The following is a 12,307-nucleotide window of genomic DNA, read 5'->3' on the forward strand; positions in this document are numbered from 1 at the left end:
AGGGAGAGGAAAGAATAAGGGGAGCGTCGCTCCCCGTCAGGAGATTCAGAAAGACATGGTTACACCGGCATAATAAGCGCGGCCGGGTTCGTTATAAGTCGAAGCGCCGTCGTTTTCACGGTAAATTTGCTTATCAAACAGGTTGCTGATACCGCCGTTGACGCGCAGATTTTTTGTCAGCTGATAATTCATGCCCACGCCGACAATGGAATAAGCGCCTACCTCGCGGCCCGACATAGAACCCGTTTCATTACGGCTTTCCGCATATTCGCGCGGTTTTTGTCGACCATACATTGTCCAGTTGACATTCGCAGAAAGCTTATCCGTAGCCTGCCAGTCAAGCATGGTGTTAATGGTATATTCCGGGATAATAGAGAGCGGGTTACCGGTATCTTTGTTTTTCGACTGGATCATGTACGTGGCGTTAGTGCGCCAGCTCAGCGTATCCTGAACGACCGGAATCGTCAGGTTGCCTTCCAGCCCTTCCACCACGGCCTTGCCGCCGTTTTCCCATTGCAGGATATTGTAACCGTTTGAGGCGTACCCCAGCAGTTCAGTGCCCGCGACGATCTTGTTTTTATAATCGTTGCGGAAATAAGTAATGCCTGCATCGAAGCCGTCTTTCGTAAATTCCAGACCGATCTCTTTATTAATGCTAATTTCAGGCTTCAGATCGTCATTGCCCAACAGATAGCAGCTGCCGCTGGCGATGTTGTTCGGACAACCGTTGCCGCGCGTGGCCAGCAAATAGCCTTCGCTGGACTGATAAAGGTTCGGCGCTTTATAAGCGCGGGCAATACCTGCTTTCAGCTTAACGTAATCGCTCAGCTCCTGAGAAACGTTCAGGCTTGGGCTCCAGTTGCCGCCGAATTCGTTGTGATAATCAAATCGCAGGCCGGGAATAATAAATGTTCCCGGCAACGCTTCGATATTATCTTCAACATAAAGCGCGCTGATGTCGGCGCTGTTTTTTGTGCTGCGGGCGGACGGATCGCCAGATACGCCGTTAATGACAACGCCCTGGGCGGAAGTGGCCTGCATTGAGGCCGGATCGTCGAGCTCTTCGCGCTCCCACTCTGCGCCCACCGTCAGCGTCTGATCTACCCACAGGTTCAGCGGAAGATTTATCTCGCCGTTAGCGCGATAGTTTTCGAGGCGGCTTGTGGCGTAGTCATCGCTGTTGATCATCCCCTCAACGCGACCGGTAGAGCCTTCCTGCAAGCGAGTGTTATTGGTTTTTTCATAATAGAAACCGACGCGCGACTGCCCCCAGTCCCAGATGCCGTTATGCGTGATCCCATAGTTCTGGCGGTACAGGCGGTTAGTTTCATGGCCATACAGCGACTCAACCAGGCCGTCCGGGCTGACATTGCCGTTACTGTATTGCGTATCACCTGCATAAATATTGCCCTGGCGGCTGTAACCGTACTCAACGTCGAGGATCTGCTCAGGCGTAATTTTCCAGGAAAGCACGCCGTTAATGTCTTTGTTGCGCACTCCCTCGCGCCCGGCGGCATACGAACCATTTTGCTGAGTGTTAATGTCGTAGTCGTCGGCATCGGTTTTGTTAATATTGCCGTACAAGCGCATTGTTAGCGCGTCGCCAGCCAGCGGGCCGCTCAGGTTAAAGTTGGCGCGCCGGGTTGCCCCTTCCTTGTCGTTTTCCGGCTGATTGGTGAAGAGAGAAAGGGCGCCGTGCCAGTCGTTAGTGGGGCGCTTAGTGATGATGTTGATAACGCCGCCCGCAGCGCCGTTCCCGTAACGTGCGGCCGCCGGGCCGCGAATAACCTCGATACGTTCGACCAGTTCCGCCGGAACCCAGTTGGTATCGCCGCGCGTATCCCTTTCACCGCGCCAGCTATAGCGCACCGAGTTGCGGGACGTCACCGGCACGCCATCGACCAGAATCAGCGTGTTTTCCGGTCCCATGCCGCGGATATCAATCTGGCGGTTGTTACCGCGACTGCCGCTGGCGCTGTTGCCGGTCAGGTTAACGCCAGGCATTTTGCGGATAATATCTGAGAGATCGTTTACCGGCGGGCTTTTCTCAATATCCTCAGCGGTAATAATTGAAACGCCCGGCTGCTGTTTGAGTTCTTCTTCCGCCGTGGCGTGCACCGTCATGGTTTCGCCATCTTCGAGTCTTGCCTCTTCAGCAGCCAACGCGCTGGCGCTGATAATAGCGGCAATGGTTAACGCCAACGGTTTCATTAAGCATTTCTTTTTATCAATCATTCTCTCAGTATCCATTTTGTGAGCAAATATGAACGCAAAACGGCATGATAATGATAACAATTATCATTACAACAAAAGAGAGCGATCTTCATTATTTCTTCATATTTGAGCGTCTGAGTGTAAGCTGAAAAAGAGAGGCGCTTATTTTCTTTATTTGCCAGTAAGATGGCTCGGCGTGTCGTAAAAACAGGAATAAAAATGAAAAAGAAAACGCGGTAAATAATGGAGAAAACGCGCTGTTAACAGCCTGTTTCAAAGGTCTGAGCTGCTATAAAGCGTAACATCCCTGTTTCATAAAGAAATTCGTTGTAACATTCCCATCACCAGCATCTTTCAGGGAGTTAATTCTGTGCTAATGAATGAATGGCGAAATGCTGCGAAAAAGCGCGACGGCCTTTTGCGGTAACGCTGACTTCACGAAAACCCGGTACGCGCGTTAACCACCCACTGCTTAAACAGTGTTGAAAGAGCGCGGCGCCTGCTTCACCGCCAAGATGAAAACGTCGCTCACTCCAGTCAAGGCAGGCGCAGCAGGCTTTACGGCGCGGATGCGGCGTAATAAATATCCCCATTTGCGCCAGGTTAACGCGCCCGCCGTCGGTAAGCGACGAGCCATCCGGGGTTAACCAGCCAGCCTGCGTCATAAAATCATAAATGTGAACCGCCAGCTCGCCTGCCAGATGGTCATAGCAACTTCTGGCGGCCCGCAGATGATGGGGCGTACGAGGGGTTGGCGGCGTTACGCTTTGCCAGGAGACACCCATCAGCGTTTCGATAAGCCCTGCGATGGGTTGCCCGGCAAGACGGTAGTAGCGGTGACGTCCCTGAGACAGGCAGGTTATAAGACGGGCGTTAACCAGCCGGGTCAGGTGCGCGCTGGCGGTAGACGAGGCGATTTCCGCAACGGCGCTCAGTTCCGTCGCAGTCCAGGCGCGGCCATCCATGAGCGCGCACAGCATTTTCATGCGCGAAGGGTCTGACATGGCGGCCGCGACGGCCGCCATAGACATTTCCAGCGCGTCGCTGGCTTCATTCTCTTTGCCCGGTTTAATCATCGTGGAGAGCTACGGCCCAGTTTTTTGTCGCCTCGCGAGCGACAGCGTCATTATCGGTAAGCAGAATCAATTGATTCGCATGGTCGCTGTATTGCGTCAGGATATTAACACCCCTGGCCGCAAGCGTGGCTGCAATTTCTCCCAGTTCGCCGGGGCGCTCCTGGCGCAGCTTACGAATAAGCGGGCGGCGCACAGCTGCAACGTTAACGCCTGCCTTTTCCAGAACGGCTCTGGCTTTTTCTCCGTCCTCCACCAAAAAATGGGCGTGGCATCTGTCGCCCACGGTAAACAGGCCGCCGCCCTCAAGCCCGACGCCATGCAATCCCAGCGTCGTGCCTAAGCGCGCCAGTTCGCCCGGCGCGTTAACCAGAATGATATGAATATCGTACATCTGTTTATCCTCTGCTTTCTGATGAGTAATCCCGAATAACCTGGGCAATGCGTATCCGGTAAAATGAAAACAGCGCGCTGCGGCCTTCCGCCTGCGCCGCCTGATGAAAAACGTTACGCTTCCAGGCCAGTACGGCTTCTTCATCGCGCCACCAGGATAACGAAAGGATCTTGCCCGGCGTGGTTAAACTCTGAAAGCGCTCAAGGGTAATAAAGCCATCCACCTCGTTTAACAAAGGCTTTAACTGTGCGGCGAGTTCGAGGTAGCGCGCTTGCTTTGCCGGGACGGCATCCGCTTCAAAAAGTACGGCAATCATTTTCACTCTCCGTTTCAGGTTTTCGCCTTACTCTAGCCGGGAGAAAAAATGACGCTTCGTCAGTGAACGAAATATGGCGGGAGAGAAAATAAAAAGGCACGCATTGCGCGTGCCTTTCAGCATTAATAGCGGGCTATTTTTCTTCAGCAGGCATATGGCGATACATATAAACGCCGCTCAGCAGGGTGAAAATAAGCGTAAGCGCCGTTAACCCAAAGACCTTGAAGTTCATCCATACGCTCTCCGGCAACCAGAAAGCGACATAAATATTGAGCAAGCCGCAGGCGATAAAAAAGACCGCCCAGGCGAGGTTGAGTCGCGTCCAGACGCTGCCTGGCAGCGTAATCTCTTTACCGAGCATGCTCTGGATAAGCGGTTTTTTCATTACCCACTGGCCCACCAGAAGCGCACCGGCGAAAAGCGCATAAATGATGGTTACTTTCCACTTAATAAACTCAGAATTATGGAAGTAAATAGTCAGGCCGCCGAAAACCGCAACCAGCACAAAGGTAACCAGCGTCATTTTTTCAAGTTTGCGGAACTTGTACCAGCTGTAAACCAGCGCAATGGCGGTTGCCACAATCAGCGCGCCGGAAGCGACGAAAATATCGTAGAGCTTGTAGAAAACGAAAAAGACAATAAGGGGCAAAAAATCGAGTAACTGCTTCATACTTCGGTTCCGTAAGAGAGGGCCTCCCGACTATAACGCCTCGGCCGGGAGGGCGGAAGTTTATTGACGAATAAGCATATATAAACGGAAAAGATAAATGAGCAACAGAGCGGAAATGAGGTTGCTCAGCGTATTAGCAACTATCGCGCCGATGTTAGGGGTCATGGCAGCAAAAGCTGGCGCGATAAACAGCAACAACGTTTTCGCCAGCAGCCAGCCGATAACCGCCGGCGCCACCAGACGCATGTTCCGCCAGGCCAGCTGCATACTGCCGCGCATGGCGGCGAAAACGCCCATTTTATCCTGCACCAGCATCACCGGCGCGAAAGCCAGCACAATCGCCAGCAACACGCCTGGCACTACCACCAGCATAATCCCCATTTGCACAAGAAAAGTGGTCAGGAAGATGAGAATGAACAGGCGCGGCAAAACCGGCGCGGCTGCGCCAATCGCTCTGAGGGCGCTAACGCGCTGGCCTGCGGAGATGAGCTGGATGACCAGCAGCACGCCGCCCGCCAGTATCGCATTGCCAAACAGCCCGGCGAAAGTGGAGGCAGCCGAGGCTTTCAGCAGCACCTGCTGCTGCTCCGGCGTCATGTTGCGCACCAGATCGAACAGGCTGGCGCTGCCCGCCAGATTGTCACCCTCGCTGAGGATCGACATTTCTTCTTCGCCAGGCGTAAAAGCATGCCCGATGATAAGCGTAATAAATGCACAGAGCAGAGCAATCAGCAGCAGGGTAACAAACTGATTACGAAAAAAATTCCCCGTGTCACGGTAAACGGACTTTGCCGTGATAGACATGCACTCTCCTTGAGTTTTAGCGGATGTTAATCTGCGGCCAATTGTACCCTGGATGGCTCCACAGTGGCAGCACTGAGAGGAATGCCGGGCAGCGACGGTATTTCATCCAGCGGCGGCAAGCCCCAGGCGGCGCGCGCCCGGTTGCAGGCATCATTAACAACGCCGTTTTCACCCGACATAGCGAACTCGCGACAAGGGGTGGGACGGTTCTCATAGATAGTGCACCGCACCGACTCGCCGGGCTGGCCTTCCAGCGCCACGCACCGACAAGGCTTTTGCAACGTGCCGCTCATGCAACGTAAAAAGGGGGTGACCTGATCGGTCAGATGGGATGGCACCACGCCGCCGGCATCGTCGCCTTCGGCCCAATAAAAAGAGACTCTAAACCAGGCGCAGCAAGCGCCACACGTCATGCACGGATTCAACTCGCTCATTTCTTACCCGCAACTACATCACGCCAAAAGCCACTAAGAGGAAGCAGCTAAATTAGCCAGCGCCGTGTAAGGCAGCAAGTGAGCGGAATCACAAAATTTTGTTAATTTTTATATGGTCACTGCGTAAATATCAAAAAACGGTTTCTTGCGGATAACCAGGAAATTAATGCAGATCAATGAATGTTAAATTACCGGTTCGAATGTGATCTGCGGCAGATCACTTTATAACTCAATCTGGGTATATTCACCGCGCCAATAAAACCACAACAAGGGAGCGGGATATGAAAAAGTGTGCAATGGCATTAGTGGCGTTGAGCTGTTTGTCGGGCGTGGCGTCGGCGCATGAGCAAGGGGAGTTTTTTATTCGCGCCGGTAGCGCAACCGTACGTCCGACCGAAGGGTCTGATAATGTGCTGGGAATGGGTGGTTTCAACGTCAGCAACAATACCCAACTTGGGCTGACCTTTACCTATATGGCAACGGATAACGTGGGTATTGAGTTGCTGGCTGCAACGCCGTTTCGCCATCGCGTGGGGTTAGGCGCCACGGGAGATATCGCGACCGTGCATCAGTTACCGCCAACATTAATGGCGCAGTGGTACTTCGGCGATGCGCAAAGCAAAGTGCGTCCCTATATTGGCGCAGGTATCAATTACACCACCTTCTTTGACGAAGATTTTAACGATACAGGTAAAAAGGCCGGGTTAAGCGATCTGAGCCTGAAAGATTCATGGGGGGCGGCAGGTCAGGTTGGCGTGGATTATCTTATTAATCGCGACTGGCTGTTGAATATGTCGGTCTGGTATATGGATATCGACACCGAAGTAAAATTCAAAGCGGGCGGCGAACAGCAAAAGATCGATACGCGTCTCGACCCATGGGTGTTTATGTTCTCGGCGGGTTATCGTTTCTGATGGCGCACAAAAAGAAAGAGAAAGCGGTCGCTTGCCGCTTTCTCTTTCTTCACGAAGGGGCGTCAGACGTTCACTGGCTGCCATACATGGCGGTTTCGTCTGGCAAAGTCGGCGAAACGCTGTGGCGCTCTGCCGGTGATACGTTCCACTTCATCTGTCAATCTCGCTTCGGCGCCTTTCGCTATAGCGGTATCCATAGCTGCAAGTGTTTGAGCGTACTCCTGTGGCATTCCCGCATCGATAAAGCGATGCGCCAGCAACGCTTCGCTGAGATTGACATGGCGGACAGGTTTATTAAGCACGCATGTTAGCTGTTGCGCTATATCGTCATAGCTCAGCAATTCAGGCCCGGTTAAGATCGCGTCGCGGTTAAGGGCCGGACCCAGCAACGCTTTTGCGGCCACGGCCGCAATATCTTCTGTATCAATAAACGGGATCTTACCCTGGTCAGTAGCGGAATAAATTTCGCTACTGCTGATAAGCGTTGCAGCGTGCTGTTGTTCAGAGAAATTTTGCATAAACCACGTTGGACGAAGCGCTGCCCATTCTGGGGTATTTTCTTTCAGCCACTGATGTACGGCGCCCATCATCGGCCCGCCGCAAGGAAGAGTCGACGCGCTGAGCAAGACGAAACGACGTACGCCGTGTCGTAGCGCCAGTTCGAGGAAAGGCCGCATGGCCAGCAGCATGGCGGTACTTTCCTGCGGCGCGACCAGATAAAGCGCGTTTATACCCTTTAAGGCTTCACGCCACGTCTCTTCGCGCTGCCAGTCAAACCCGACCAGATGCTTTCCGCCATGGGGATAACGGGTCGCCACGCGATGCTCAATACCCTGCGTCATAAGCAAGCTGGCGAGGCGGCGTCCTGTTTTACCTGTACCCCCCGTGATAAGCACCGTCATGCCTGCTCTCCTTTAAAGGCTGAAGTTAACGACGCCAGGCCGCCCACCGCCTCGAGTACAGTGAGCGGGTTCCAGTAATCGACATAGCGGCTGATGAAGCCATTGTTGGTTGTAATAACCGAAATGTAACGCTGCGAATAAGGCCTGCCTGTGTTTATGCCGCGCCCTTCGCAACGGAATTCCACAATAGTTACATCAGGTCGGTCTGTGCGATAAATCTGTTGGAGTGAAAGCGTGTGAAGCTCAAGCAAGCAGCTAAAAGCACGAAGATAATCCACAACGGCCTCTCTGCCGATGAGTTTTTGTATCGCGCCAGGCGGGGCATAAGGAAATTCCATTACGCCATCGCTCGCGAGCATTTCAGGGAAACTATCACAGCGAGGATCAAGCTGATCCTGTAGCGCCGATTTAAGCAGGGCGGCAAAGGTATCCAGTTCGCTTGCAGGTTTTGTCATAATCAGTTATCACTTTAGTTAGTTGGAACGCAGTCGTTCCATCCAAAATAGAGCTTGAATGAATGGAACGCAAACGTATCGACGAAGTGAAAGCATTAAAGGTTAAACGTCAGCCGAGCGGGGCGGCAGTCATCAAGGAAGAAAAAACGCGGCAGTTGGAAAAGGCGCTTTTTGAGGAGTGGGCCGCAACAGGCTATGCGGCGATGAATATGGAAAATATCGCGCGTCGCGCAGGCGTCGGCAAAGCGGCGCTATACCGGCGGTGGGGGGCAAAGTTTGAAATGGTGAGCGACGTTTTGCCGCGCGTGGGGATAAAGCTTTCCCGGGCAAAAGATACAGGCTCGCTGCATGGCGACCTTACGCTTATGCTGCGTTATTTGCGCGCCTTGCTCCGTCATCGGCTGGTGCAGAATATTTTGCCGGATATCCATGCAGAGATGCTGCGCAACCCACCGCTTGCGGCGATTGTACGAACCGAATTACAAACAGGGCGCAGAGCGCAGGCGGAGCTGTTGTTTCAGCGCGCGGTAACACGCGCAGAGTTACCCGCTGACATCGATGTCGATATCGCCTGCGATCTTGTTGGCGCGCTGGTTTACTGGCGGCTGATAGTGACCCATCAGCGGGCAGATAACCATTGGCTTGAACAATTAACCAAGCTGATTATTCAGGGGTTAGGGGGACAAAAGACAACACCGTCGCAAAATCCGGCCTGATAAAAAAGGCGCGATGATCGCGCCTTTTACCGATCTGGGCCGTTAAGCCGGGCGGCTGGCCGCTTTCATCTGCTGCGCGAAAGCTTTCAGTTCATCCAGCATCGCGTTGTGGTTATTGATGTTGCGCTCAATGATTTTCACCGTGGCGGACCCGGAAATCGCGCCAGCAGCGCCAGCCTCTATAGCGGCTTTCACCTGCGAGGGTTCGGAAATGCCGAATCCCTGAAGCGGCGGCGCGGCGTGGTATTCCGCCAGCTTCTCTATCAGGTGGTGCAGCGGCAACGCGGCGCGGTTTTCCGCACCCGTTACCCCGGCGCGAGAGAGCAGGTAGGTATAACCGCGACCGTAAGAGGCTATCTGACGCAGTAAATCGTCATCAGCATTGGGCGGGCAGATGAAGATAGGGGCGACGTTATGGCGCATCGCCGCCTGGCGAAACGGCGCAGACTCTTCGACCGGCACATCCGCCACCAGCACGGAGTCGACGCCGACTTTTTCGCACTGGGCATAGAATTCATCAATGCCGCGACTGAACACCAGATTAGCGTACATCAGCAGGCCAATCGGAATGGTCGGGTGTTTCTGGCGAATAGCAGCCAGCATTTCAAAACACTGACCCGGCGTAACGCCCGCGGCAAATGCCCGCAGCGTGGCATCCTGAATAGTCGGGCCGTCCGCCAGCGGATCGGAGAAAGGAATGCCCAGCTCCAGCGCATCGGCGCCGCCTTCAATCAGCGCGTCAATGATTTTAAGCGATTGCTCCGGCGAAGGATCGCCAAGCGTCACGAAAGGAACAAATGCGCCTTCCTTACGGGCTTTAAGGTCTGCGAAAAGCCGATCGTAGCGTTCCATTACATTTCCCCTCGTGCTTTAAAAATATCGTGAACGGTGAAGATATCTTTGTCACCGCGACCGGAAAGGTTCACCACCAGCAACTGCTCTTTTTCCGGGTTTTCGCGCATCATTTTCAGCGCGTGCGCCAGCGCGTGAGAAGACTCCAGCGCCGGAATAATGCCTTCGCTGCGACACAGCGCTTTAAACGCCTCCAGCGCTTCGTCATCGGTAATAGAAACATATTCCGCGCGACCGGTGCTGTTAAGGTAAGCATGCTGCGGCCCGACAGAGGGAAAATCCAGCCCGGCGGAAATAGAATAAGACTCTTCAATCTGCCCCTCGTCGGTCTGCATCATCGGCGCTTTCATGCCGAAATAGATGCCAACGCGACCATGCTTAAGCGGCGCGCCATGCTCGCCGGTTTCGATGCCGTGCCCGGCGGGTTCAACGCCAATCAGCCCGACCCGGGTTTCGTCGATAAAATCAGCAAACATGCCGATGGCGTTAGAGCCGCCGCCCACGCAGGCGATAACCGCGTCCGGCAGCCGACCCTCTTTTTCCATAATCTGCGCTTTGGTCTCTTCGCCAATCATGCGCTGAAATTCACGCACAATGGTCGGGAAGGGATGCGGGCCTGCGGCGGTGCCAAGCATGTAATGCGCATTTTCATAGCTGCCGGACCAGTCGCGCAGCGCCTCGTTACAGGCATCTTTCAGCGTGGCCGAGCCGCTGTGCACCGGGATCACTTCCGCGCCCATTAACTTCATGCGAAACACGTTCGGCGACTGACGCTCCACATCCTTGGCGCCCATATAAATGCGGCATTTGAGACCGAGCAGGGCGCTGGCAAGCGCCGACGCAACCCCGTGCTGGCCTGCGCCCGTTTCCGCGATGATTTCCGTTTTGCCCATGCGTTTGGCGAGCAGCGCCTGGCCTAATACCTGGTTAGTTTTGTGTGCGCCGCCGTGCAGCAAGTCTTCGCGCTTGAGATAAAGCGTGGTTTTTGTTCCCGCGGTCAGGTTCTGGCATTTAGTCAGCGCGGTGGGGCGGCCCGCGTAGTTTTTCAGCAGATCGGTAAACTGCGCCTGAAATTCCGGGTCGCTCTGGGCGCTGACAAAAGCCGCTTCCAGCTGGCGCAGCGCGGGCATCAGGATCTGCGGCACATACATGCCGCCAAATTCACCAAAATAGGGGTTCAGTAGAGTCGTCATTCATCGCTTCCTTAATAAGCCCGCAGCGTTCTGAAAACTGCCGCCAGCTTGTTGGCATCTTTGATTCCCGGCTCGCTTTCCACGCCGGAGTTAAAATCGAGCCCTGCGCAGCCAAGCTTCGCCGCCGCCACGCAGTTGTCGGCGCCAAGGCCGCCCGCCAGAAATACGTTATCGAGCTTCTCGCCCGCCAGTAGCGACCAGTCGAAACGCTGACCGCTGCCGCCCTGGCCGTTATCCAGCACATATTTCGCTACATGGTTGAGGTTACGCGGCGGGACAGCCTGCGCCACGCTTAATGCTTTCCAGATCTCCACATTCGCTGGCAGTGCCGCGCGCAGGGCGTCGATATACGCCTGGTCTTCGCTGCCGTGGAGCTGAACCGCGGCGAGCGAAAGGGCGCTGGCAGCCTTAACCACTTCATCCGCAGAGGCATTGCGAAAAACGCCGACATAGCGCAGCGGCGCGCCGCCACTCACCGCTTTCGCCTGCTCAAGGGTGACTGCGCGCGGTGAAGAGGAAACGAATATCAGCCCGCCGTAAATCGCCCCCGCTTCGTACGCCGCCTTTGCGTCTTCCGGGCGCGTTAGCCCGCACACTTTATTTTCACCAAGCAGCACGCGTTTCACGGCGGCGTCGAGATCGGCTTCTTCCATCAGCGCTGAGCCAATCAGAAAGCCGTTGGCGAAATGGCTGAGTTCGCGTACCTGCGCATAGGTGTTAATGCCAGATTCGCTGATAACCGTTACGCCAGCGCCAGTACGCGGCGCCAGTTCGCGGGTGCGGTTGAGATCGATAGAGAGATCGCGCAGATCGCGGTTATTAATGCCCACCACTTTCGCTTCAAGGCGGATAGCGCGCTCCAGCTCGTCTTCGTTGCTAACCTCCGTCAGCACGCCCATATTCAGGCTGTGCGCCACGGCGGCAAGCTGACGGTACTGCTCATCATCCAGCACTGACAACATAAGCAGGCAGGCATCCGCCTGGTAAAAGCGCGCCAGGTAAATCTGATAAGCATCGATAATAAAATCTTTGCACAGCACCGGCTGCGTGACGATGCCGCTGACGATGGGCAGAAAATCGAAGCTCCCGTGGAAATATTTATCATCCGTCAGCACGGAAATAGCCGAAGCGTGGTGCTTATAAACAGACGCAATGCGCGCGGGGTCAAAATCTTCGCGAATCACGCCCTTTGAAGGAGAGGCTTTTTTACACTCCAGGATAAAAGCGGTGCGGGCGCCCTGGAGCGCGTCATAAAAGCTGCGCGCGCTCGGGACCACCTCATTCTGAAAGCTTTCCAGCGGTTGCTGCTGTTTTCGCGCTTCCACCCAAATCGCCTTATCCGCGACGATTTTCGCTAATACGGTTTCCAT

General features: G+C 54.5%; 14 protein-coding genes. 2 read left to right on the top strand and 12 right to left on the bottom strand.

From position 1 onward, the window contains the following. Positions 1 to 45: 45 nt before the first annotated feature. From DW56_RS03850 to DW56_RS21260, 7 genes are all read right to left on the bottom strand, one after another. Positions 46 to 2,211 carry a TonB-dependent siderophore receptor gene (locus tag DW56_RS03850; RefSeq protein WP_411431231.1) on the bottom strand — a complete coding sequence of 722 codons (2,166 nt, stop codon included), beginning with the start codon at positions 2,209 to 2,211 and terminating at the stop codon, positions 46 to 48. 365 nt (positions 2,212 to 2,576) lie between these two features. Beyond that, complete coding sequence (locus tag DW56_RS03855) at positions 2,577 to 3,290, bottom strand: ArsR/SmtB family transcription factor (protein WP_024553075.1); 714 nt, start codon at positions 3,288 to 3,290, stop codon at positions 2,577 to 2,579. After that, on the bottom strand, positions 3,283 to 3,681 hold the full coding sequence (locus DW56_RS03860) for an amino acid-binding protein (RefSeq protein WP_024553076.1): 399 nt from the start codon (positions 3,679 to 3,681) through the stop codon (positions 3,283 to 3,285). Before DW56_RS03860 ends, DW56_RS03855 begins: the two co-directional genes overlap by 8 nt. 4 nt (positions 3,682 to 3,685) lie before the next feature. After that, positions 3,686 to 3,997 carry an antibiotic biosynthesis monooxygenase family protein gene (locus tag DW56_RS03865; RefSeq protein WP_029697464.1) on the bottom strand — a complete coding sequence of 104 codons (312 nt, stop codon included), beginning with the start codon at positions 3,995 to 3,997 and terminating at the stop codon, positions 3,686 to 3,688. A gap of 133 nt (positions 3,998 to 4,130) precedes the next feature. Then, positions 4,131 to 4,667 (bottom strand): septation protein A, encoded by a 537-nt coding sequence (locus tag DW56_RS03870; protein WP_024553077.1) that lies wholly within the window; start codon positions 4,665 to 4,667, stop codon positions 4,131 to 4,133. 60 nt (positions 4,668 to 4,727) lie between these two features. After that, positions 4,728 to 5,471 (bottom strand): YciC family protein, encoded by a 744-nt coding sequence (locus DW56_RS03875; RefSeq protein WP_024553078.1) that lies wholly within the window; start codon positions 5,469 to 5,471, stop codon positions 4,728 to 4,730. 26 nt (positions 5,472 to 5,497) lie between these two features. Beyond that, positions 5,498 to 5,905, bottom strand: coding sequence for a YkgJ family cysteine cluster protein (locus tag DW56_RS21260; protein WP_024553079.1), 408 nt, complete (start codon positions 5,903 to 5,905; stop codon positions 5,498 to 5,500). Positions 5,906 to 6,186: 281 nt separating this feature from the next. Between DW56_RS21260 and ompW the strand changes: the two genes are divergently transcribed. Next, positions 6,187 to 6,819: an outer membrane protein OmpW gene (gene ompW / locus DW56_RS03880; RefSeq protein ID WP_024553080.1), complete on the top strand. Its 633-nt coding sequence runs from the start codon at positions 6,187 to 6,189 to the stop codon at positions 6,817 to 6,819. Positions 6,820 to 6,881: 62 nt separating this feature from the next. Here ompW and DW56_RS03885 read toward each other — a convergent pair whose 3' ends face one another. Further along, complete coding sequence (locus tag DW56_RS03885) at positions 6,882 to 7,721, bottom strand: ergot alkaloid biosynthesis protein (protein WP_024553081.1); 840 nt, start codon at positions 7,719 to 7,721, stop codon at positions 6,882 to 6,884. Continuing rightward, complete coding sequence (locus DW56_RS03890) at positions 7,718 to 8,176, bottom strand: nuclear transport factor 2 family protein (RefSeq protein WP_024553082.1); 459 nt, start codon at positions 8,174 to 8,176, stop codon at positions 7,718 to 7,720. The genes DW56_RS03885 and DW56_RS03890 overlap by 4 nt, the downstream gene beginning before the upstream one ends. 62 nt (positions 8,177 to 8,238) lie before the next feature. Here DW56_RS03890 and DW56_RS03895 point away from each other — a divergent pair, with 62 nt between their 5' ends. After that, positions 8,239 to 8,892 carry a TetR/AcrR family transcriptional regulator gene (locus DW56_RS03895; protein ID WP_024553083.1) on the top strand — a complete coding sequence of 218 codons (654 nt, stop codon included), beginning with the start codon at positions 8,239 to 8,241 and terminating at the stop codon, positions 8,890 to 8,892. A 42-nt stretch (positions 8,893 to 8,934) separates the two neighbouring features. Here DW56_RS03895 and trpA read toward each other — a convergent pair whose 3' ends face one another. Genes trpA through trpCF form a run of 3 tightly spaced genes read right to left on the bottom strand, consistent with a single transcriptional unit; the run spans position 8,935 to position 12,307 of the window. Next, on the bottom strand, positions 8,935 to 9,744 hold the full coding sequence (gene trpA, locus DW56_RS03900; RefSeq protein ID WP_024553084.1) for a tryptophan synthase subunit alpha: 810 nt from the start codon (positions 9,742 to 9,744) through the stop codon (positions 8,935 to 8,937). Continuing rightward, positions 9,744 to 10,937 (bottom strand): tryptophan synthase subunit beta, encoded by a 1,194-nt coding sequence (gene trpB, locus DW56_RS03905; RefSeq protein ID WP_024553085.1) that lies wholly within the window; start codon positions 10,935 to 10,937, stop codon positions 9,744 to 9,746. The genes trpA and trpB overlap by 1 nt, the downstream gene beginning before the upstream one ends. Positions 10,938 to 10,948: 11 nt before the next feature. Then, complete coding sequence (gene trpCF / locus DW56_RS03910; RefSeq protein WP_024553086.1) at positions 10,949 to 12,307, bottom strand: bifunctional indole-3-glycerol-phosphate synthase TrpC/phosphoribosylanthranilate isomerase TrpF; 1,359 nt, start codon at positions 12,305 to 12,307, stop codon at positions 10,949 to 10,951.

The organism is Franconibacter helveticus LMG 23732 (genome assembly GCF_000463115.2).
GTDB classification, from domain to species: domain Bacteria; phylum Pseudomonadota; class Gammaproteobacteria; order Enterobacterales; family Enterobacteriaceae; genus Franconibacter; species Franconibacter helveticus.

Coding starts and splice junctions, on each gene's coding strand:
- DW56_RS03850 (WP_411431231.1), bottom strand. CDS start 2,211: ATGAAACCGTTGGCGTTAACCATTGCCGCTATTATCAGCGCCAGCGCG.
- DW56_RS03855 (WP_024553075.1), bottom strand. CDS start 3,290: ATGATTAAACCGGGCAAAGAGAATGAAGCCAGCGACGCGCTGGAAATG.
- DW56_RS03860 (WP_024553076.1), bottom strand. CDS start 3,681: ATGTACGATATTCATATCATTCTGGTTAACGCGCCGGGCGAACTGGCG.
- DW56_RS03865 (WP_029697464.1), bottom strand. CDS start 3,997: ATGATTGCCGTACTTTTTGAAGCGGATGCCGTCCCGGCAAAGCAAGCG.
- DW56_RS03870 (WP_024553077.1), bottom strand. CDS start 4,667: ATGAAGCAGTTACTCGATTTTTTGCCCCTTATTGTCTTTTTCGTTTTC.
- DW56_RS03875 (WP_024553078.1), bottom strand. CDS start 5,471: ATGTCTATCACGGCAAAGTCCGTTTACCGTGACACGGGGAATTTTTTT.
- DW56_RS21260 (WP_024553079.1), bottom strand. CDS start 5,905: ATGAGCGAGTTGAATCCGTGCATGACGTGTGGCGCTTGCTGCGCCTGG.
- ompW (WP_024553080.1), top strand. CDS start 6,187: ATGAAAAAGTGTGCAATGGCATTAGTGGCGTTGAGCTGTTTGTCGGGC.
- DW56_RS03885 (WP_024553081.1), bottom strand. CDS start 7,721: ATGACGGTGCTTATCACGGGGGGTACAGGTAAAACAGGACGCCGCCTC.
- DW56_RS03890 (WP_024553082.1), bottom strand. CDS start 8,176: ATGACAAAACCTGCAAGCGAACTGGATACCTTTGCCGCCCTGCTTAAA.
- DW56_RS03895 (WP_024553083.1), top strand. CDS start 8,239: ATGGAACGCAAACGTATCGACGAAGTGAAAGCATTAAAGGTTAAACGT.
- trpA (WP_024553084.1), bottom strand. CDS start 9,744: ATGGAACGCTACGATCGGCTTTTCGCAGACCTTAAAGCCCGTAAGGAA.
- trpB (WP_024553085.1), bottom strand. CDS start 10,937: ATGACGACTCTACTGAACCCCTATTTTGGTGAATTTGGCGGCATGTAT.
- trpCF (WP_024553086.1), bottom strand. CDS start 12,307: ATGGAAACCGTATTAGCGAAAATCGTCGCGGATAAGGCGATTTGGGTG.